The following is a 20,229-nucleotide window of genomic DNA, read 5'->3' as shown; positions in this document are numbered from 1 at the left end:
TATGCTTTAGTGCTTCAAGTAGAGTGAGGGCTCCTTAGTTATCTCAAAATATTCAAATCTAGACCGCAACCCGTATATTGACTCCAGCGGGTTTTGTCTGATGCTAAGCCAGTCTAAGATTCTGTAATTCTGCCATTAACATCAATTTTACGGATTTTAATGGCAGTGAAGATTGAATTTACTGCTTGTGCTGTCACTCCGCTTTTAATAAGAGGAACGGGTTACTAAGGGCTGGGTTGGGGCTCTTTCGTGGCCTGAAATAGTAATTCTATCAGCTCTTGATTAATTTCTTTCTGGTGTTCAGCTCTCAAGTTCCTCATGTACTCAGACTCGCCGGGAACGGTGATTTCAGGAAGTATCTCTTTAACCGCAGTATCGCCATTCCATTTTACGGTAGCTCTACTGTCGAAGCTGGTTCTGAATTTTATATATTTATCTTTGTCGATAAATACGTAGCTATTTGAGAAATATTCTATATCATTTTTATCGGTAAGCATGAAGGATGACTTCTGGCCGGAGTAGGACTTATTACCGGTTTTGAAATTAAACGCTTCAATACTTTCCTCTGATCTGGCTTTATAGTGGCCGTGCTCTACCGCCAGGTCAATTTCATCTCGGATATCTTTCATCTCTATAGCGATAATTTCGTCAGTATCCTCCCATGAAATAGTGTCGATAGGATATATGTAGACATTGATGATATCAGTAGGGTATTGCTTGTTGTCGTACTTTAGGGCAATCCCCAGCATGGGTTCATCGAAAATGCTGCTTTTTTCGAGTACAAAGCTGTTGGTTTCTTCTGGGGCGATTAAGTCTTGTTGATAATTGCTTGCATCGTGCGGTCGTATAGACCCGCATGAAGCCACAATAATACTGGTTAGTACGACAAAAATCTTGGTTTTCATTCTCTCTCCCTGGTGGCCTGTTTTTTTGTGCGCATAATTGTTCTTAGTATGCCCTTTGTGAATTTGCAGTCTTTTGATATTCCAATTTGTTGTTTAATTCGGCTTGTGGGGTAGATGTATTTTCTTGTTGAGTCCCTCTGTTTGAAGTTCTATTTCTGCTTTATTCTTCAGGGTTTATTTTGACCGATTTTTAGTTGGGTTGCACGCCTTGAAGCTTAAGTTTTGACTGTTTTTCCTATCTTTTGTATCAGGGGAAGGATTCTGTTGTCATTTTTGCTTATCTTTTGGTTTTTTGTTTCGACTATTGAGTATTTTTTGTGGGTGTAATAGATGCTGGCTTCTCTATGACATGTAAGCCTTTTATACCTCTTGTTTGGGAACTTTTGGGCCATAAAGGCACAAGGTGATTTTATGACCATATGTTTATGTTGGATCTATTGCAAAGAGTGGATGTTTATAAAGTCAACTTCGATTTGTAACTAACCGGTCATGTTTCGATTTTATTGTTTTGTACCTTTTTAAATGTGTGTTTTTGAGCTGAGAGTAAACGTTTATCTAGATCAAGAGACGCATAAATTATGGAAGTGTAAAGTAGGGTAAATGACCGGATTAGACTACTTGGTACTGTTGTAGCTTATCGGGTCGCAATAGGTGGCGCACCTGTTTCATTTATTCAGTTCAATAGGGAGGGAAATTAGCGGGGGTTTATATTTTGCAGTAACTATAAAAAATACTTATCAGGAAAATATAATGAATAAAATGATTGGTTTGGTTTTGAGCTTATTCTTGAGTTTGTCACTCTCGATGCAGGTTAGTGGCGAAATTGATTCTAGTGATGATAAAGTGAAGCGTCTGGACCTACAGGGGCAGATCGATACAAAGGCCCCACTGTCAAAGACCCTATGGGCGGGGGCGCATAATGCCTATGCGTCCTATCAATGGGATCAGGGAGTTTATACGGATGTGAACCAGTGGTATGCCCCGGAAAAACTGTTCAGTCGCGGTATTCGTCTTGTTGAATACGATGTGTACCCCGCTTCCAATCTCAGCTCTACCCCACACCTATGCCATATGGGCCTGGAAGAGGCCACCATGTGCATCTATATGTTCGGCACCGCTGCAACACTGGGAGATGGGTTGGATGAAATTAAAGATTTTCTTGTAGAGAATATTGATGAGGTGATTTTTCTAAAATTTGAAGCCTACGACTCTGATTACCACCAAAATTTTCGCAATAAAATTGGTGAAAAAATTGAAAGTAGGTTAGGTGATTTGGTATTTAAACCCACTGATTGGGGGTATACGGAAGATGATTGCGCCTCTCTACCGGTACAGACATTAACGAAACAGGATGTGTTAGATGCCGGGCGCAACGTTATCTTATTTATTCAGGTGCCAAGGGAATATCCCCATACCGGTGATAATGATCTCTGTGACTATCACGACGAATCAAATACTTCTAAATTCAGGCGTAATGTTTGGATCGGTGTGGATGAAATGGATGCATCGGGGAATCTCACACCTAATGAGCCATTGGCACAAAATTCCAGTCAACTTACATCTGATATTGATGGCAATACCTCTGCGGCCACCCATTATCACAATGGAAATCTTAGTGTGGCTCTGGATGCAACAACGGAGTACAGCAAGGATGATATCAAGTATTCCGGCAGCGCCATTAAAGAGAAGGCTGAAGCCGGATATAACATACTTGAATTGGCACTGGTGGAGGCCAATGCGACCACTATAGGCGCCTCTAAAGCACCACAAATCGAAGATTTCACCTGGTCTTGGCGTAATGATTCCCCCAGTGGCAGCCATAGCTGCGCCTGGCTAAGTAGTGATGGTGAAATTCGCGATTATAGCTGTAGTACAGAGCGGGTTTTTGCCTGCCTAGACGATGAGCGAAACTGGCATATTAGCCGTACTTCTGGCACTTGGAGTGAAGGTTACACAATCTGTGCGGCCGATGGTTATCATTATGGTATGCCCTACAATGCACTTGAGAATGCAGCGCTCTATGCTAAGAGAAACTCAGAAGGGGTTTCCACTTCGGTTTGGGTAAACTACTACGAACCATTTGAAGGATTCTGGATTGCCAATCAGACGAGCTATTCGGATTTTGGGTATATCAAAAAAGATGCACTCGGAGGCACTGGTGGTGATGAATTCGATTCGATCGATTTGGTAAAACGCAAATTACTTGGCAGTGGAACCATGAATCTAAAATCGGTACAGATTCGTTCCGGTAGCCGAATTGATGGGCTCAAGGTTTGCTATGAATTCAAGCAATCACTCAGCCATGCCACAGCCAGTGACCATGAATATTGTATTGAGTATGGCGATGGTGATGGGGGCTCAATGGGTAGCGTGTTGAGTTTTGATTCTGCCAGCGGTGAATATCTCGATGATGTTAAAATCTGTATTGATGATGAAAAGCATGAAAGTGGTAGTGTTTACTATCTCAAATTAACTTCGAGCAATAACTCATTTATTTCAGGTGGAAGCCAGCAGGGATCTTGTAAGACTTATTCATCCACCTCATCCCAGCAGATTTTTGCTTTTCATGGGCGTCACGGTGATGAAATTGATGCACTAGGGGTACATAAACTGTCCAATACCTTGGTCAATCCAGGTTACTATATCAGCGAATGGTTGGAACTGGATAACCCTTCCTCAGATGACATGGATCATGAAACCTTTAATGAGTACAAGGTAGCTGGAAATATTGCTGATAACTGTTCTGTAAGTGATATTGCAGGTATTAAGGCCAGGTTGGTGGACACCAAGTTGGATCACACTCTTACTGGTGAAGGTATGTATGTGGGAAATACCGGATCAGATTATCATTTTTCCTGCGCTACGGGAGATTGTAGTGATTATGAGGTGAAGTACTTCTTTACTAAGGCGGCTTGCCAGCCCTAACAATCCCCTCCCGGCAGCAGGAATGCTGCCGGTGCCCTCCCTGTGGCCGACTTCGCTATTTTAATCAACAATCACCGGCCGCTCATCAATATCAATACGATCTGGGATAAGTTTTACTCCTGATTCTAAGCCTATCCAGTTACGATAAGATTTATCTTGGTAGACACGGCCCTCAGTTAAATTGATTAATTCAGTGATTTTCTCCGAACTTGTGTTTTTCAGTTGATGGTCGATTTGCATCTTTATGGCGAAGTCGAACTTAGTATGCTTCCTACCCCCATACCGTAACTGCAGGCTTTGCGGTGGGTGCTTTTAGCACAGTAAGAGCTGCAACGATACAGTTCACGAGAGATGGTTTTGTTGGAACGATTGGCTGCTGCGCAATGGCTCTGGTTGAATCGTCCTGTCTATTGATTGCTTCTATCTGGTATCGTTCTTTTAAGCTTAGCGGGCTCCCTTTGCTATTGCCAAGAATGTCAGTTGTTATGGGAATCTAGGGTATATATTCTCATTGCTGGGGGAGGGGAGAAAAGTTTTAAAAAGCCTCCCCTTAGGTAAGCTTAGTCAGAGAGTATGGATCACGCTTAGTCTACCCACAATCGGCGATCTATCGTTTTACCAATCTTAGTAAAGTAAAAGCAGGGATCTTTCAATAGCTCATAGTTCCCAAATTTATCCTTGGGGGCGTTATCATAGTGGCAGATCGGCTTTTCTTGACTGAAGTTGCGCAATCCAGTTTTCTCCAGTTCTTTAATTTCCTTCTCTATCGAGTTGACAAGCGTGATTTCAATATTATTTAAAATAAAGCGAACAATCTTCTTAAAAAGAGCGAAGGCGCCGGAATCATATTCATCTGTCTCTGCACTAAATGAAAAAAGCAATTCATGTTCAGCTGAAATGGCGGAGCGAACATAGTAGGTGAATCGGTCACCTTCATCACAGCAGAAATTTTGCACGATATAGGCAACCCATTGAAGATCCCCTGTTTTAGGCAGCCTAAAGGTTTGCCAAAAAAGAGGAAACAGGTATAGCCATTCATCAAAAGATGATCCAGTGCCGGGCTCGTAGTAGCCTTTAATATCCTTGTCGATAAAATGCTCATAATGAGCGGCTTCGAGTAAATTGGGGAACTTGATTGCTCTTCTCAACTCAGCCGAAAATGCCATTCCGCCAATACCGGGACTCCATAGGGGGATACCGTTGTATTGATAGAACTCTTTAGCTAACAGAAACCCCCAATCTATATCTGAAAGTTGCTTAAATTTCTCCAGAGAATAGATATTCAGATCCAGGTCCAAAGGTAAGTCAGGTCTTATAGTACCGATGCCCAGCATTGAGGAGTTGGTAGGAGGCTTGACAAAGTTAAGCTTTGTGCCAGATAAGTTGTAGCTTACCCGGTTGGACTTGCTCAGGTTAGGCCCTTTAGGGTTTTTTACGGTTCCAAATAGCATCTAGAGATTCACTTTAATAGTAGACATTTGACTAAATTGACCATTCTCAAGTATGGGCTAATCCACCCAGAGCCTGCGATCTATCGTTTTACCAATCTTGGTAAAGTAAAAGCAGGGATCTTCCAAGAGTTGATAATCCCCGGAACTGTTTTTAGGGGCGTTATCATAGCGGCAGATCGGCTTTTCTGTACTGAAGTTGCGCAAGCCCGCTTTCTCCAGTTCTTTAATCTCCCTTTCTGTAGACTCAACAAGCGTGATTTCAATATTATTTAAAATAAAGCGAACAATCTTTTTAAAAAGATTAAAAGCGCCAGACTCATATTGATCACAACTCGACCTAAATGAAAAAACTAATTCATGTTCATTTGAAATAGCGGACCTCACATAATAAGTAAACCGATCACCATTTCTACTGCAGAATTTTTGCACGATATAGGCAACCCATTGGATATTGCCTGTTTTGGGTAACTTAAAGGTCTGCCAAAAAAGAGGAAATAGGTGCAACCATGTTTGAAAATTCGGCTCTCTGCCTGGTTCATGGAAATCTTTTATATCTTTTTCAACCCAGCTTTCATAATGAGCGGCTTCGAGTAAGTTAGGGGGATTGTCCGGTCTTTTTAGAGCTACATGAAATTTCATACCGCCAATAAGGGGGTTCCATAGGGGGATGCCATAATAGTGATAGTTTTCCTCGCCAAGAAAGAATGCCTTGGCTCTATCTGATGTCTTAACGAACTCCGCCAAAGAATAGATATTGAGGTCAACATTTAGGGGGCCGTTGGAGGGGGTAGGAGCATAGTCTGGTAGCGAAGCATTACTTGGGGGCTTAAGGAAACTAAGTCTTGTACCGGATAAGTTGCAGCTTACCCGCTTAGATTTACCTAAGTTAGGCCCTTTAGGATTTTTTGTGGTTCCAAATAACATCTAGAGATTCACTTTAATGGCAGGTGTTGACTGAATTGATTATTCTCAAGCATGGGCTAGTCTACCCACAATCGGCGATCTATCGTTTTACCAATCTTAGTAAAGTAAAAGTAGGGATCTTCCACTAGCTCATAGTCCCCAAATTTGTTTTTGGGGGCGTCATCATAACGGCAGATCGGCTTGTCTGTGCTGAAGTTACGCAATCCCGCTATCTCCAGCTCTTTAATCTCCTTTTCTATCGAATCGACAAGCGTGATTTCAATATTGTTTAAAATAAATCGAGCAATCTTCTTAAAAAGAGCGAAGGCGCCGGAGTCATATTTGTCCGTTCTTGCACTAAATGAAAAAAACAACTCATGCTCGCTTGAGATGGCGGAGCGAATATAGTAGGTAAATCGGTCTCCATCGTCACTGCAGAAATCTTGCACGATATAGGCAATCCATTGAATATCGCCTGTTTTGGGTAACTTAAAGGTTTGCCAAAAAAGAGGGAATAGGTATAGCCATCTTTTAGAGTGTGTTGATTCACCTGGTGCATAGGAGTATTTAACATCCTCCTCGATAAAGCTTTCATAATGAGCGGCTTCGAGTAAATTGGGACGTTTGGCTACTCTTCTCAGCTCAGAAGAAAATACCATTCCGCCAATATTGGGGCTCCATAGCGGTATACCATTGTATTTATAGACCTCTCTGATTAGAGGAAATCCCCAGGCTTTATCTGAAAGTTTCTTAAACTTCTCCAGAGAATAGATATTGAGATCCAACTCCAGAGGTGAGTCAGGCTTTGTAGTACGCAGACCTGGCACTGAGGTATTGCTAGGGGGCCTAATAAAATTAAGTCTTGTTCCGGAAAAATTGTAGCTTGCCGGCTTGGACTTACTTAAGTTAGGCCCTTTAGGATTTTTTACGGTTCCAAATAACATCTAGAGGTTCACTTTAATAGCAGGCGTTGACTAAGTTGACCATTCTCAAGCATGGGCTAATCCACCCAGAGCCTGCGATCTATCGTTTTACCAATTCTGGTAAAGTAAAAGCAGGGATCTTCCAGCAGTTCATAGTTCCCAAATTCGTTTTTAGGGGCGTCATCATAGCGGCAGATTGGCTTTTCTGTGCTAAAGTTACGCAATCCCGCTTTCTCCAGTTCTTTAATCTCCCTTTCTGTAGAGTCGACAAGTGTGATTTCAATATGATTTAAAATAAAGCGGACAATCTTTTTAAAAAGAGTGAAGGCACCGGAATCATATTCATCTGTTTTTGCTCTAAATGAAAAAATCAGCTCATGTTCACTTGAGATGGCGGACCTTACATAATATGTAAATTGGTCGCCATTTCTACCGCAGAATTTTTGTACGATATAGGCAACCCATTGGACATTACCTGTTTTGGGTAGTTTAAAGGTCTGCCAAAAAAGAGGGAACAGGTATAACCAGCGCTCAGAGGCAGTTGCTTTACCTGGTGCGTAGTAGGACTTTATATCTTTGTCGATCCAGCTTTCATAATGAGCGGCTTCGAGTAAGTTGGGGTACTTGGTTGCCCTTCTGAGGTCAACAGAGAATTCCATGCCACCAATCTTAGGGCTCCAAAGGGGAATACCGTTGTACCTATAGTGCTCCCAAGCTAGTGAAAACCCCCAGGCGTCACCCTCACCTCCAAGGTTAATAAAGTTATCCAGAGCATAGATATTTAGATCCAGCTCCAGAGGTAAGTCAAAATCTGCAGTGTCCACACCCGGCACTGGTGTATTGGTTGGGGGCTTAACAAAATTAAGCCTTGTACCGGATAGGTTGTAATTTACCTGCTTGGACTTGCCCAAGTTAGGCCCTTTAGGTTTTTTTACGGTTCCAAATAGCATCTAGAGATTCACTTTAATAGCAGGCGTTGACTAAGTTGACCATTCTCAAACATGGGCTAATCCACCCACAGCCTACGATCTATCGTTTTACCAATCTTGGTAAAGTAAAAGCAGGGATCTTCCAGTAGTTCATAGTTCCCAAATTCGTTTTTAGGGGCGTCATCATAGCGGCAGATTGGCTTTTCTGTGCTAAAGTTGCGCAATCCCGCTTTCTCCAGTTCTTTAATCTCCCTCTCTGTAGAGTCAACAAGTGTGATTTCAATATGATTTAAAATAAAGCGGACAATCTTTTTAAAAAGATTAAAAGCGCCAGACTCATATTGATCACAACCCGCCCTAAATGAAAAAACTAATTCATGCTCACTTGAAATGGCGGACCTTACATAATATGTAAATTGATCGCCTTTTCTACCGCAGAAATTTTGCACGATATAGGCAACCCATTGAACATTGCCTGTTTGGGGGAGTTTAAAGGTCTGCCAGAAAAGAGGGAATAGGTATAGCCAATCATCAAAAGCCGATCCAGTGCTGGGTTCGTAATAGCTTTTAATATCCTTTATGATCCAGTTTTCATAATGAGCGGCTTCGAGTAAGCAGGGGTACTTGGTTGCCCTTCTGAGGCCGGCGGAGAATTCCATGTTGCCAATACTAGGGCTCCAAAGGGGAATACCGTTGTACCTATAGTACTCCCAGGCTAGTGAAACCCCCCAGGCGTCACCCTCACCTCCAAGGTTAATAAAATTCTCCAGAGCATAGATATTCAGATCCAGCTCCAGAGGTAAGTCAAACTCTGCAGGGTCCACACCCGGAACTGACATATTGGTTGGGGGCTTAACAAAATTAAGCTTTGTACCGGATAGGTTGTAATTTACCTGCTTGGACTTGCCCAAGTTAGGCCCTTTAGGGTTTTTTACGGTTCCAAATAGCATCTAGAGATTCACTTTAATAGCAGACGTTGACTAAGTTGACCATTCTCAAGCATGGACTAATCCACCCATAGCCTGCGATCTATCGTTTTGCCAATCTTAGTAAAGTAAAAGCAGGGATCTTCCAATAGCTCATAGTTCCCAAATTCGCTCTTGGGAGCGTCATCATAGCGGCAGATCGGCTTTTCTGTACTGAAATTGCGCAATCCGGCTTTCTCCAGCTCTTTAATCTCCCTTTCTGTAGACTCAATAAGCGTGATTTCAATATGGTTTAAAATAAATCGAACAATTTTTTTGAAAAGAATGAAAGCGCCAGAATCATATAGATCCGTCATCGTTCTAAACGAAAAAATTAACTCATGTTCACTTGAAATTGCGGAGCGAACATAGTAGGTAAGTCGATCACCCTCGTTACTACTGAACTTTTGCACGATATAGGCAACCCATTGAATATCCCCTGTTTTGGGTAGCTTGAAGGTTTGCCAAAAAAGAGGAAATAGATATAGCCATCTTTTAGGGTGGATTGATCTATCTGGCGCATAGGAGCGCTTAATCCCCTTATCGACAAAATCTTCATAGTGAGCAGCTTCGAGTAAATTGGGGGGCTTGATAGCTCTTCTTAAGTCAGCAGAAAACTCCATCCCACCAATATCCGGGCTCCATAGCGGTATACCGTTGTATTGATAGTACTCCATGGCTAGCGGAAACCCCCAGGCTCTATCTGAAATTTTCTTAAGTTTCTCCAAGGAATAGATATTCAGATCCAGCTCTAAAGGTAAGTCAGGTCTTATAGTATCGATACCTGGCATTGAGGAGTTGGTAGGAGGCTTGACAAAGTTAAGCCTTGTGCCAGATAAGTTGTAGCTTACCAACTTGGATTTGCTCAAGTTAGGCCCTTTAGGGTTTTTTATGGTTCCAAATAGCATCTAGAGGTTCACTTTAATAGCAGGCGTTGACTAAGTTGACCATTCTCAAGCATGGGCTAATCCACCCAGAGCCTGCGATCTATTGTTTTGCCAATTTTTGTAAAGTAAAAGTAGGGGTCTTCCAATAGTTGATAGTCCCCAAAAGCGTTTTTGGGGGCATTATCATAGCGGCAGATTGGCTTTTCTATACTGAAGTTGCGCAATCCCGCTCTCTTCAGTTCTTTAATCTCCCTTTCCGTAGACTCAACAAGCGTGATTTCAATGTTATTTAAAATAAAGCGAACAATCTTTTTAAAAAGATTAAAGGCGCCAGATTCATATTGATCAATACCCGCGTCAAATGAAAAAACTAATTCATGCTCACTTGAAATGGCGGACCTTACATAATAAGTAAACTCATCGCCATTTCTACTGCAGAAATTTTGAACGATATAGGCAACCCATTGAACATTCCCTGTTTTGGGTAATTTAAAGGTCTGCCAAAAAAGAGGAAATAGGTATACCCAGGTTTGAAACTTCGGTTCTTTACCCGGTTCATAGAAAGCTTTTGTGTCCTTTTCAACCCAGCTTTCATAATAAGCGGCTTCGAGCAAATTAGGATGCTTATTCGGTCTTTTTAGGTCTACACGAAAATTCATGGCGCCAATATGGGGGTTCCATAGGGGGATACCATAATAGTGATAGGTTCCCTCACCAAGAAAGTATCCCCAGGCTCTATCTGATGTCTTAACGAACTCCTCCAGAGAATAGATATTAAGGTCAACATTTAGGGGGCCGTCGGAGGATGTAAGATCGTGGCCTGGCAGCAAAGCATTACTTGGTGGTTTAAGGAAATTAAGTCTTGTACCGGATAAGTTGCAGCTTACCCGCTTAGACTTACCTAAGTTGGGTCCTTTAGGGTTTTTTGTGGTTCCAAATAACATCTAGGGTTTCACATTAATAGGCCGAAATTAAATCGGCTGACTTGGTTAAACGGCAATAGAGATTATGGCTAGTCGACCCACAATCGGCGATCTATGGTTTTACCAATCTTGGTAAAGTAAAAGCAGGGATCTTCCAATAACTCATAGTCCCCAAATTTATTCTTGGGAGCGTCATCATAACGGCAGATCGGCTTTTCTGTACTGAAGTTACGCAATCCAGCTATCTCCAGCTCTTTAATCTCCTTTTCTATCGAATCAACAAGCGTGATTTCAATATTATTTAAAATAAATCGAACAATTTTCTTAAAAAGAGCGAAGGCACCAGAATCATATTCATCTGCATCCGCGTTAAATGAAAAAAGTATTTCATGTTCACTTGAAATGGCGGAGCGAACATAGTAATTGAATTGGTCACCATTGTCACTGCAGAAGTTTTGCACGATATAGGCAACCCATTGAATATCCCCTGTTTTAGGCAGCCTAAAGGTTTGCCAAAAAAGAGGAAACAGGTATAGCCATTCGTCAAAAGGTAATCCAGTGCCGGGCTCGTAGTAGCTCTTAATGTCCCTGTCGACAAAATTCTCATAATGAGCAGCTTCGAGTAAATTGGGGGACTTGATTGCTCTTCTCAGCTCAGCCGAAAATTCCATTCCACCAATATGGGGACTCCATAGTGGTATACCGTTGTATTTATAGAGTTCTTTAGCTAATAGAAACCCCCAGTCTATATCTGAAAGCTTCTTAAATTTCTCCAGAGAATAGATATTGAGATCTAGCTCCAAAGGCAAGTCAGGCGGTGTATAATTTATCCCTGGTATTGAGGTGTTGGTCGGAGGCTTGACAAAGTTAAGCCTTGTGCCAGATAAGTTGTAGCTTACCAACTTGGATTTGCTCAAGTTAGGCCCTTTAGGGTTTTTTACGGTTCCAAGTAGCATTTAGAGATTCACTTTAATAGCAGGCGTTGACTAAGTTGACTATTCTCAAGCATGGGCTAATCCACCCATAGCCTGCGGTCTATCGTTTTACCAATTCTGGTAAAGTAAAAGCAGGGATCTTCCAGTAGTTCATAGTCAGCAAGAGGGTTTTTGAGTGTGTCATCATAGAGGCAAATTGGCTTTTCGGTGCTAAAATTGCGTAATTTTGCTTTCTTCAGTTCTTCAATTTCCCTTTCTATAGAGTCGACAAGTGTGATTTCAATATTATTTAAAATAAAGCGAACAATTCTTTTGAAGAGAGTGAAAGCGCCAGAATTATATTCATCTGTCGCCGCTCTAAATGAAAAGATTAACTCATGCTCGGCTGAAATGGCGGACCTTACATAGTAGGTGAATTGATCGCCATTTCTAGCGCATAAATCTTGCACGATATAGGCGACCCATTGAATATTTCCTGTTTTTGGTAGTTTAAAGGTCTGCCAAAAAAGAGGAAATAGGTACGACCATTCGTCAATTACTGATCCTGGCTTGGGCGCATAATAGCCTTTAATATCCTTGTCAACCCAGTTTTCGTAATGAGTGGCTTTGAGTAAATTGGGATGATTACTTGGTCTTCTCAGTTCAGCAGAAAAATCCATGCCGCCAATATGAGGGCTCCATAACGGTATACCATGATAATCATAGAGCTCTTTTGCAAGAGGGTATCCCCAGGCCCTGTCTGAAAGTTTAACAAACTCCTCGAAAGAATAGATGTTCAGATCAACTTTCAGTGGGGGGGGTGAAGCTGAAGGGACTCTGCCTGGTAGCGAAGCATTGCTAGAAGGGCTAACAAAATTAAGTCTTGTGCCGGACAAATTATAGCTTACCGGCTTGGACTTGCCCAAGTTAGGCCCTTTAGGGTTTTTTACGGTTCCAAATAGCATCTAGAGATTCACTTTAATAGCAGACGTTGACTAAGTTGACCATTCTCAAGCATGGACTAATCCACCCACAGCCTGCGATCTATCGTTTTACCAATCTTGGTAAAGTAAAAATAGGGATCTTCCAGCAGTTCATAGTTCCCAAGTTCGTTTTTAGGGGCGTTATCATAGCGGCAGATTGGCTTTTCTGTGCTAAATTTACGCAATCCCGCTTTCTTCAGTTCTTTAATCTCCCTTTCTGTAGAGTCGACAAGTGTGATTTCAATATGATTTAAAATAAAGCGGACAATCTTTTTAAAAAGAACGAAGGCACCGGAATCATATTCATCTGATGTCGCTCTAAATGAAAAAACTAACTCATGCTCACTTGAAATGGCGGACCTTACATAATATGCAAATTGGTCGCCATTTCTACTGCAGAAATCTTGCACGATATAGGCAACCCATTGAACATTGCCTGTTTGGGGTAGTTTAAAGGTCTGCCAAAAAAGAGGAAATAGGTACGACCATTCGTCAATTACTGATCCTGGCTTGGGCGCATAATAGCCTTTAATATCCTTGTCAACCCAGTTTTCGTAATGAGTGGCTTTGAGTAAATTGGGATGATTACTTGGTCTTCTCAGTTCAGCAGAAAAATCCATGCCGCCAATATGAGGGCTCCATAACGGTATACCATGATAATCATAGAGCTCTTTTGCAAGAGGGTATCCCCAGGCCCTGTCTGAAAGTTTAACAAACTCCTCGAAAGAATAGATGTTCAGATCAACTTTCAGTGGGGGGGGTGAAGCTGAAGGGACTCTGCCTGGTAGCGAAGCATTGCTAGAAGGGCTAACAAAATTAAGTCTTGTGCCGGACAAATTATAGCTTACCGGCTTGGACTTGCCCAAGTTAGGCCCTTTAGGGTTTTTTACGGTTCCAAATAGCATCTAGAGATTCACTTTAATAGCAGACGTTGACTAAGTTGACCATTCTCAAGCATGGACTAATCCACCCACAGCCTGCGATCTATCGTTTTACCAATCTTGGTAAAGTAAAAATAGGGATCTTCCAGCAGTTCATAGTTCCCAAGTTCGTTTTTAGGGGCGTTATCATAGCGGCAGATTGGCTTTTCTGTGCTAAATTTACGCAATCCCGCTTTCTTCAGTTCTTTAATCTCCCTTTCTGTAGAGTCGACAAGTGTGATTTCAATATGATTTAAAATAAAGCGGACAATCTTTTTAAAAAGAACGAAGGCACCGGAATCATATTCATCTGATGTCGCTCTAAATGAAAAAACTAACTCATGCTCACTTGAAATGGCGGACCTTACATAATATGCAAATTGGTCGCCATTTCTACTGCAGAAATCTTGCACGATATAGGCAACCCATTGAACATTGCCTGTTTGGGGTAGTTTAAAGGTCTGCCAAAAAAGAGGGAATAGGTATAGCCAATCATCAAAAGCCGATCCAGTGCTGGGTTCGTAATAGCTTTTAATATCCTTTATGATCCAGTTTTCATAATGAGCGGCTTCGAGTAAGTTGGGGTACTTGGTTGCCCTTCTGAGGTCAGCATAGAATTCCATGCCGCCAATCTTAGGGCTCCAAAGGGGAATGCCGTTGTATCTATAGTGCTCCTTGGCGAGTAGCCTTCCCCAGGCGTCACCCTCACCTCCAAGATTAATAAAATTCTCCAGAGCATAGATATTCAGATCCAGCTCCAGAGGTAAGTCAAACTCTGCAGGGTCCACACCCGGCACTGATATATTGGTTGGGGGCTTAACAAAATTAAGCTTTGTACCGGATAAGTTGTAATTTACCTGCTTGGACTTGCCCAAGTTAGGCCCTTTAGGGTTTTTTACGGTTCCAAATAGCATCTAGAGATTCACTTTAATAGCAGACGTTGACTAAGTTGACCATTCTCAAGCATGGACTAGTCCACCCATAGCCTGCGATCTATCGTTTTGCCAATCCTGGTAAAGTGAAAGTAGGGATCTTCCAGTAATTCATAGTTCCCAAATTTGTTTTTGGGGGCATTATCATAGCGGCAGATCGGTTTTTCTATACTGAAGTTGCGTAAGCCCGCTTTCTCCAGTTCTTTAACCTCTCTCTCTGTAGAGTTAACAAGTGCGATTTCAATATTATTTAAAACAAAGCGAATAATTTTCTTAAAAAGAACGAAGGCACCGGAATTATACTCATCTCTCTCCGCCTTAAATGAAAAAATCAACTCATGTTCACTTGAGATAGCGGAGCGAACATAGTAGGTAAATTTGTCGCCATCGGAACAGCAGAATTTTTGCACGATATAGGCAACCCATTGAACATTGCCTGTTTTGGGTAATTTAAAGGTCTGCCAGAAAAGAGGGAACAGGTATAGCCAGCGTTCAGAGCCGCTTGCTTTACCTGGTGCGTAGTAGGATTTTATATCTTTATCGATCCAGTTTTCATAATGAGCGGCTTCGAGTAAGTTGGGATACTTGGTTGCCCTTCTCAGATCAACAGAAAATTCCATTCTGCCAATATAGGGACTCCATAGCGGGATACCATTGTACCTATAGTGCTCCCAAGCTAGTGAAAATCCCCAGGCGTCACCCTCACCTCCAAGGTTGATAAAATTCTCCAGAGCATAGATATTCAGATCCAGCTCCAGAGGTAAGTCAAACTCTGCAGGGTCCACACCCGGCACTGACATATTGGTTGGGGGCTTAACAAAATTAAGCTTTGTACCGGATAGGTTGTAATTTACCTGCTTGGACTTGCCCAAGTTAGGCCCTTTAGGGTTTTTTACGGTTCCAAATAGCATCTAGAGATTCACTTTAATAGCAGACGTTGACTAAGTTGACCATTCTCAAGCATGGACTAATCCACCCATAGCCTGCGATCTATCGTTTTGCCAATCTTAGTAAAGTAAAAGTAGGGATCTTCCACTAGCTCATAGTCCCCAAATTTGTTTTTGGGGGCGTCATCATAACGGCAGATCGGCTTTTCTGTACTGAAGTTACGCAATCCAGCTATCTCCAGCTCTTTAATCTCCTTTTCTATCGAATCAACAAGCGTGACCTCAATATTATTTAAAATAAATCGAACAATTTTTTTGAAAAGAATGAAAGCGCCAGAATCATATCGATCTGTCATCGCTCTAAATGAAAAAATCAACTCATGTTCACTTGAAATGGCAGAGCGAACATAGTAGGTAAATTTGTCACCATCGTCACTGCAGAAATTTTGCACGATATAGGCAACCCATTGAATATCCCCTGTTTTAGGTAGGCTAAAGGTTTGCCAAAAAAGAGGAAACAGGTATAGCCATTCGTCAAAAGGTAATCCAGTTCCGGGCTCGTAGTAGCTCTTAATATCCCTGTCGACAAAATTCTCATAATGAGCGGCTTCGAGTAAATTGGGGGACTTGATTGCTCTTCTCAGCTCAGCCGAAAATTCCATTCCACCAATATCGGGACTCCATAGTGGTATACCATTGTATTGATAGTACTCGCTGGCTATTGGAAAGCCCCAATCTATATCTGAAAGTTGCTTAAATTTCTCCAGAGAATAGATATTCAGATCTAGCTCTAAAGGTAAGTCAGGCCTTATAGTATCGATGCCTAGCATTGATGAGTTAGTCGGAGGCTTGACAAAGTTAAGCCTTGTGCCAGATAAGTTATAGCTTACCAACTTGGACTTGCCCAGGTTAGGCCCTTTAGGGTTTTTTACGGTTCCAAATAGCATCTAGAGATTCACTTTAATAGCAGGCGTTGACTAAGTTGACCATTCTCACGCATGGGCTAATCCACCCAGAGCCTGCGATCTATCGTTTTGCCAATCCTGGTAAAGTGAAAGCAGGGGTCCTCCAATAGCTCATAGTCCCCAAATTCGCTCTTGGGAGCATCATCATAGCGGTAGATCGGCTTGTCTGTGCTGAAGTTACGCAATCCCGCTTTCTCCAGTTCTTTAACCTTTCTTTCTGTGGATTCGACAAGCACAATTTCAATATGGTTTAAAATAAAGCGAATAATCTTTTTAAAAAGAGCGAAGGCACCAGAATTATATTCATCCGTTTTTGCTCTAAATGAAAAAATTAACTCATGCTCACTTGAAATAGCGGAGCGAACATAGTAAGTGAATTGGTCACCATCCGAACAGCAGAACTGTTGAACAATATAGGCAACCCATTGAATATTCCCTGTTTTGGGTAATTTGAAGGTTTGCCAAAAAAGGGGGAATAGATATAGCCACCTTTTAGAGGGTTTTGATCCACCTGGCGCATAGGAGTATTTAACCTCTTCCTCAACAAAACTTTCATAATGAGCGGCTTCGAGCAAATTGGGGTGCTTGGATATTCTTCTCAATTCAGCAGAAAACTCCATCCCGCCAATACTGGGGCTCCATAGAGGTATACCGTTGTATTGATAGTGCTCCCTGGCTATTGGAAACCCCCAATCTATATCTGAAAGTTTCTTAAACTTCTCCAGAGAGTAGATATTCAGATCCAGCTCCAAAGGCAAGTCAGGCCTTATAGTATCGATACCTGGCATTGAGGAATTAGTAGGGGGCTTGACAAAGTTAAGCCTTGTGCCGGATAAGTTGTAGCTTACCAACTTGGACTTGCCCAGGTTAGGCCCTTTAGGGTTTTTTACGGTTCCAAATAGCATCTAGAGATTCACTTTAATAGTAGGTGTTGACTAAGTTGACCATTCTCAAGAACGGGCTAATCCACCCACAGCCTGCGATCTATCGTTTTACCAATCCTGGTAAAGTAAAAGTAGGGATCTTCCACTAGCTCATAGTCTCCAAATTCATTTTTCGGGGCGTCATCATAACGGCAGATCGGCTTGTCTGCGCTGAAGTTGCGCAATCCCGCTTTCTCCAGCTCTTTAATCTCCTTTTCTGTCGAATCGACAAGTGTGATTTCAGTATTATTTAGGATAAATCGAGCAATCTTCTTGAAAAGAGCGAAGGCGCCGGAATTATATTCATCTGTGTTTGCTCTAAATGAAAAAACTAAGTCATGCTCACTTGAAATGGCGGCACGAACATAGTACGTGAATTGATCACCATTACTACTGCAGATATCTTGAACGATATAGGCAACCCACTGAATATCGCCTGTTTTAGGTAGTTTGAAGGTTTGCCAAAAAAGAGGGAATAGGTATAGCCAATCGTCAAAAGGTGATCCAGTACTGGGTTCGTAGGAGTCTTTAATCTCTTTCTCGACAAAATGCTCATAATGAGCGGCTTCGAGTAAATTGGACCATTTGGTTACTCTTATCAACTCAGAAGAAAACACCATTCCGCCAATATCGGGGCTCCATAGCGGTATACCATTATATTTATAGGCCTCTCTGACTAGAGGAGATCCCCAGACTCTATCTGAAAGTTTCTTAAACTTCTCCAGAGAATAGATATTGAGATCCAACTCTATAGGTGAGTCAGGCTTTGTAGTATGCAGGCCTGGGATTGAGGTATTACTAAGAGGCCTAGTAAAGTTAAGCCTTGTACCGGACAAATTGTAGCTTGCCAACTTGGACTTGCCCAAGTCAGGCCCTTTAGGGTTTTTTACAGTTCCAAATAGCATCTAGAGATTCACTTTAATAGTAGGTGTTGGCTAAGTTGACCATTCTCAAGCATGGGCTAATCCACCCAGAGCCTGCGATCTATCGTTTTTCCAATCCTGGTAAAGTAAAAGTAGGGATCTTCCAGTAGTTCATAGTCTCCAAAATCGTTTTTGGGGGCGTTATCATAGCGGCAGATCGGCTTTTCTGTACTGAAGTTGCGCAATCCCGCTTTCTCCAGTTCTTTAATCTCCCTTTCTGTAGAGTCGACAAGTGTGATTTCAATATGGTTTAAAATAAAGCGAACAATCTTTTTAAAAATCTTAAAGGCGCCAGAGTCATATTGATCACAACGCGACCTAAATGAAAAAACTAATTCATGCTCACTTGAAATGGCGGATCTTACATAATAAGCAAACCGATCACCTCTTCTACTGCAGAAATCTTGCACAATATAGGCAACCCATTGGATGTCGCCTGTTTTGGGTAACTTAAAGCTTTGCCAAAAAAGAGGAAATAGGTGCAACCATGTTTGAAAATTCGGCGCTCTGCCAGGTTCATAGAAAGCTTTTATATCTTTGTCAACCCAACTTTCATAATGAGCGGCTTCGAGTAAATTAGGGTGATTGTCCGATCTTTTTAGATCTACATTAAAGTCCATACCACCAATAAGGGGATTCCATAGGGGGATACCATAATAGTGATAGGTTCCCTTGCCAAGAAAGTATCCCCAGGCTCTATCTGATATCTTAACGAACCCCTCCAGAGAATAGATATTGAGGTCAACATTTAGGGGGTCGTCGGAGGATGTAGGAGCATAGTCTGGTAGCGAAGCATTACTTGGGGGCTTAAGGAAACTAAGTCTTGTACCGGATAAGTTGCAGCTTACCCGCTTAGACTTACCTAAGTTAGGCCCTTTAGGATTTTTTGTGGTTCCAAATAACATCTAGGGTTTCATATTAATAGGACGGAATTAAACCGAGAAGCCAATAGTTCTTTCTGGTCGGTCGGGATACTTGGGGTTATATAGTACGATCTAAATAGTTATTGCTGATTATGTTCTTGTATAGAAGATTTGCCGGTCTAAATCCGTTATGGAGATAGACCGGCGGGTTTGGTTAAGCGGCAATTGAGATTACAGCTAGTCGACCCATAGCCTGCGATCTATTGTTTTGCCAATCCTGGTAAAGTAAAAGCAGGGATCCTCCAAGAGTTGATAATCCCCGGAACTTTTTTTAGGGGCGTTATCATAACGGCAGATTGGCTTTTCTGTACTGAAGTTGCGCAAGCCCGCTTTCTCCAGTTCTTTAATCTCCCTTTCCGTAGAGTCAACAAGCGTGATTTCAACATTATTTAAAATAAAGCGAATAATCTTTTTAAAAAGATTAAAAGCGCCAGACTCATATTGATCACAACCCGACCTAAATGAAAAAACTAATTCATGCTCACTTGAAATGGCGGATCTTACATAATAAATAAACTGATCGCCATTTCTTCCGCAGAAATCTTGCACGATATAGGCAATCCATTGAATATCCCCTGTTTTGGGTAACTTAAAGGTCTGCCAAAAAAGAGGAAATAGGTGCTCCCATTCTTGAAAATAAGGTCCTCTGCCAGGTTTATAGAAAGCTTTTGTGTCTTTGTCAACCCAGCTTTCATAATTATTGGCTTCGAGTAAATTAGGATGATTGTTCGGTCTTTTTAGAGCTACATGAAATTTCATACCGCCAACAAGGGGGTTCCATAGGGGGATGCCATAATAGTGATAGTTTTCCTCGCCAAGAAAGTATGCCCTGGCTCTATCTGATGTCTTAACGAACTCCGCCAAAGAATAGATATTGAGGTCAACATTTAGGGGGCCGTTGGAGGGGGTAGGAGCATAGTCTGGTAGTGAAGCATTACTTGGGGGCTTAAGGAAACTAAGTTTTGTGCCGGATAAGTTGCAGCTTACCCGCTTAGATTTACCTAAGTTAGGCCCTTTAGGATTTTTTGTGGTTCCAAATAACATCTAG

At 41.9% G+C, this 20,229-nt stretch carries 19 protein-coding genes; 1 reads left to right on the top strand and 18 read right to left on the bottom strand.

Annotated features, from left to right (window positions below; translation table 11 throughout):
• Window positions 1–224: 224 nt before the first annotated feature.
• On the bottom strand, window positions 225–905 hold the full coding sequence (locus ACJJIK_RS05160; RefSeq protein WP_444944427.1) for a hypothetical protein: 681 nt from the start codon (window positions 903–905) through the stop codon (window positions 225–227).
• A 750-nt stretch (window positions 906–1,655) separates the two neighbouring features.
• Here ACJJIK_RS05160 and ACJJIK_RS05155 point away from each other — a divergent pair.
• Window positions 1,656–3,830, top strand: coding sequence for a jacalin-like lectin (locus tag ACJJIK_RS05155; protein ID WP_444944426.1), 2,175 nt, complete (start codon window positions 1,656–1,658; stop codon window positions 3,828–3,830).
• Between the two features lie 584 nt (window positions 3,831–4,414).
• Here ACJJIK_RS05155 and ACJJIK_RS05150 read toward each other — a convergent pair.
• From ACJJIK_RS05150 to ACJJIK_RS05070, 17 genes are all read right to left on the bottom strand, one after another.
• Window positions 4,415–5,281: a hypothetical protein gene (locus ACJJIK_RS05150; RefSeq protein WP_444944425.1), complete on the bottom strand. Its 867-nt coding sequence runs from the start codon at window positions 5,279–5,281 to the stop codon at window positions 4,415–4,417.
• 57 nt (window positions 5,282–5,338) lie between these two features.
• A complete protein-coding gene (locus ACJJIK_RS05145; protein ID WP_444944424.1) occupies window positions 5,339–6,205 on the bottom strand; it encodes a hypothetical protein in 867 nt (288 codons plus the stop codon).
• A gap of 56 nt (window positions 6,206–6,261) precedes the next feature.
• Window positions 6,262–7,128 carry a hypothetical protein gene (locus ACJJIK_RS05140; protein ID WP_444944423.1) on the bottom strand — a complete coding sequence of 289 codons (867 nt, stop codon included), beginning with the start codon at window positions 7,126–7,128 and terminating at the stop codon, window positions 6,262–6,264.
• Window positions 7,129–7,184: 56 nt separating this feature from the next.
• Entirely contained in the window at window positions 7,185–8,057 is an 873-nt protein-coding gene (locus tag ACJJIK_RS05135; RefSeq protein ID WP_444930859.1) for a hypothetical protein, read from the bottom strand.
• 56 nt (window positions 8,058–8,113) lie between these two features.
• Window positions 8,114–8,986 (bottom strand): hypothetical protein, encoded by an 873-nt coding sequence (locus tag ACJJIK_RS05130; protein WP_444944422.1) that lies wholly within the window; start codon window positions 8,984–8,986, stop codon window positions 8,114–8,116.
• Window positions 8,987–9,042: 56 nt separating this feature from the next.
• Window positions 9,043–9,855, bottom strand: a complete 813-nt coding sequence (locus ACJJIK_RS05125) for a hypothetical protein (RefSeq protein ID WP_444944421.1) — start codon at window positions 9,853–9,855, stop codon at window positions 9,043–9,045.
• 110 nt (window positions 9,856–9,965) lie between these two features.
• Window positions 9,966–10,832: a hypothetical protein gene (locus ACJJIK_RS05120; RefSeq protein WP_444944420.1), complete on the bottom strand. Its 867-nt coding sequence runs from the start codon at window positions 10,830–10,832 to the stop codon at window positions 9,966–9,968.
• A gap of 68 nt (window positions 10,833–10,900) precedes the next feature.
• Entirely contained in the window at window positions 10,901–11,767 is an 867-nt protein-coding gene (locus ACJJIK_RS05115; RefSeq protein WP_444944419.1) for a hypothetical protein, read from the bottom strand.
• 56 nt (window positions 11,768–11,823) lie between these two features.
• Entirely contained in the window at window positions 11,824–12,690 is an 867-nt protein-coding gene (locus tag ACJJIK_RS05110) for a hypothetical protein (protein WP_444930864.1), read from the bottom strand.
• Between the two features lie 56 nt (window positions 12,691–12,746).
• Window positions 12,747–13,613 (bottom strand): hypothetical protein, encoded by an 867-nt coding sequence (locus tag ACJJIK_RS05105; protein ID WP_444944418.1) that lies wholly within the window; start codon window positions 13,611–13,613, stop codon window positions 12,747–12,749.
• A 56-nt stretch (window positions 13,614–13,669) separates the two neighbouring features.
• Window positions 13,670–14,503, bottom strand: a complete 834-nt coding sequence (locus tag ACJJIK_RS05100) for a hypothetical protein (RefSeq protein ID WP_444944417.1) — start codon at window positions 14,501–14,503, stop codon at window positions 13,670–13,672.
• Window positions 14,504–14,598: 95 nt separating this feature from the next.
• Window positions 14,599–15,471: a hypothetical protein gene (locus tag ACJJIK_RS05095; protein ID WP_444930868.1), complete on the bottom strand. Its 873-nt coding sequence runs from the start codon at window positions 15,469–15,471 to the stop codon at window positions 14,599–14,601.
• Window positions 15,472–15,527: 56 nt separating this feature from the next.
• Window positions 15,528–16,394 (bottom strand): hypothetical protein, encoded by an 867-nt coding sequence (locus tag ACJJIK_RS05090; RefSeq protein ID WP_444944416.1) that lies wholly within the window; start codon window positions 16,392–16,394, stop codon window positions 15,528–15,530.
• A gap of 56 nt (window positions 16,395–16,450) precedes the next feature.
• Window positions 16,451–17,317 (bottom strand): hypothetical protein, encoded by an 867-nt coding sequence (locus tag ACJJIK_RS05085; protein WP_444944415.1) that lies wholly within the window; start codon window positions 17,315–17,317, stop codon window positions 16,451–16,453.
• A gap of 56 nt (window positions 17,318–17,373) precedes the next feature.
• On the bottom strand, window positions 17,374–18,240 hold the full coding sequence (locus tag ACJJIK_RS05080; RefSeq protein ID WP_444944414.1) for a hypothetical protein: 867 nt from the start codon (window positions 18,238–18,240) through the stop codon (window positions 17,374–17,376).
• A 56-nt stretch (window positions 18,241–18,296) separates the two neighbouring features.
• Window positions 18,297–19,163, bottom strand: a complete 867-nt coding sequence (locus ACJJIK_RS05075) for a hypothetical protein (RefSeq protein WP_444944413.1) — start codon at window positions 19,161–19,163, stop codon at window positions 18,297–18,299.
• 195 nt (window positions 19,164–19,358) lie between these two features.
• Window positions 19,359–20,225, bottom strand: coding sequence for a hypothetical protein (locus ACJJIK_RS05070; RefSeq protein WP_444944412.1), 867 nt, complete (start codon window positions 20,223–20,225; stop codon window positions 19,359–19,361).
• Window positions 20,226–20,229 lie beyond the last annotated feature (4 nt).

It is taken from the genome of Microbulbifer regidiadema (SeqCode) (assembly GCF_052466995.1).
Note: the sequence above shows the minus strand (reverse complement) of the source record. Positions and strands in the feature narration are given on the sequence as shown.

Excerpts from the sequence above, each read along its gene's own strand:
- ACJJIK_RS05160 (WP_444944427.1), bottom strand. The coding sequence starts at position 905 with ATGAAAACCAAGATTTTTGTCGTACTAACCAGTATTATTGTGGCTTCA.
- ACJJIK_RS05155 (WP_444944426.1), top strand. The coding sequence starts at position 1,656 with ATGAATAAAATGATTGGTTTGGTTTTGAGCTTATTCTTGAGTTTGTCA.
- ACJJIK_RS05150 (WP_444944425.1), bottom strand. The coding sequence starts at position 5,281 with ATGCTATTTGGAACCGTAAAAAACCCTAAAGGGCCTAACCTGAGCAAG.
- ACJJIK_RS05145 (WP_444944424.1), bottom strand. The coding sequence starts at position 6,205 with ATGTTATTTGGAACCACAAAAAATCCTAAAGGGCCTAACTTAGGTAAA.
- ACJJIK_RS05140 (WP_444944423.1), bottom strand. The coding sequence starts at position 7,128 with ATGTTATTTGGAACCGTAAAAAATCCTAAAGGGCCTAACTTAAGTAAG.
- ACJJIK_RS05135 (WP_444930859.1), bottom strand. The coding sequence starts at position 8,057 with ATGCTATTTGGAACCGTAAAAAAACCTAAAGGGCCTAACTTGGGCAAG.
- ACJJIK_RS05130 (WP_444944422.1), bottom strand. The coding sequence starts at position 8,986 with ATGCTATTTGGAACCGTAAAAAACCCTAAAGGGCCTAACTTGGGCAAG.
- ACJJIK_RS05120 (WP_444944420.1), bottom strand. The coding sequence starts at position 10,832 with ATGTTATTTGGAACCACAAAAAACCCTAAAGGACCCAACTTAGGTAAG.
- ACJJIK_RS05115 (WP_444944419.1), bottom strand. The coding sequence starts at position 11,767 with ATGCTACTTGGAACCGTAAAAAACCCTAAAGGGCCTAACTTGAGCAAA.
- ACJJIK_RS05110 (WP_444930864.1), bottom strand. The coding sequence starts at position 12,690 with ATGCTATTTGGAACCGTAAAAAACCCTAAAGGGCCTAACTTGGGCAAG.
- ACJJIK_RS05105 (WP_444944418.1), bottom strand. The coding sequence starts at position 13,613 with ATGCTATTTGGAACCGTAAAAAACCCTAAAGGGCCTAACTTGGGCAAG.
- ACJJIK_RS05095 (WP_444930868.1), bottom strand. The coding sequence starts at position 15,471 with ATGCTATTTGGAACCGTAAAAAACCCTAAAGGGCCTAACTTGGGCAAG.
- ACJJIK_RS05090 (WP_444944416.1), bottom strand. The coding sequence starts at position 16,394 with ATGCTATTTGGAACCGTAAAAAACCCTAAAGGGCCTAACCTGGGCAAG.
- ACJJIK_RS05085 (WP_444944415.1), bottom strand. The coding sequence starts at position 17,317 with ATGCTATTTGGAACCGTAAAAAACCCTAAAGGGCCTAACCTGGGCAAG.
- ACJJIK_RS05080 (WP_444944414.1), bottom strand. The coding sequence starts at position 18,240 with ATGCTATTTGGAACTGTAAAAAACCCTAAAGGGCCTGACTTGGGCAAG.
- ACJJIK_RS05075 (WP_444944413.1), bottom strand. The coding sequence starts at position 19,163 with ATGTTATTTGGAACCACAAAAAATCCTAAAGGGCCTAACTTAGGTAAG.
- ACJJIK_RS05070 (WP_444944412.1), bottom strand. The coding sequence starts at position 20,225 with ATGTTATTTGGAACCACAAAAAATCCTAAAGGGCCTAACTTAGGTAAA.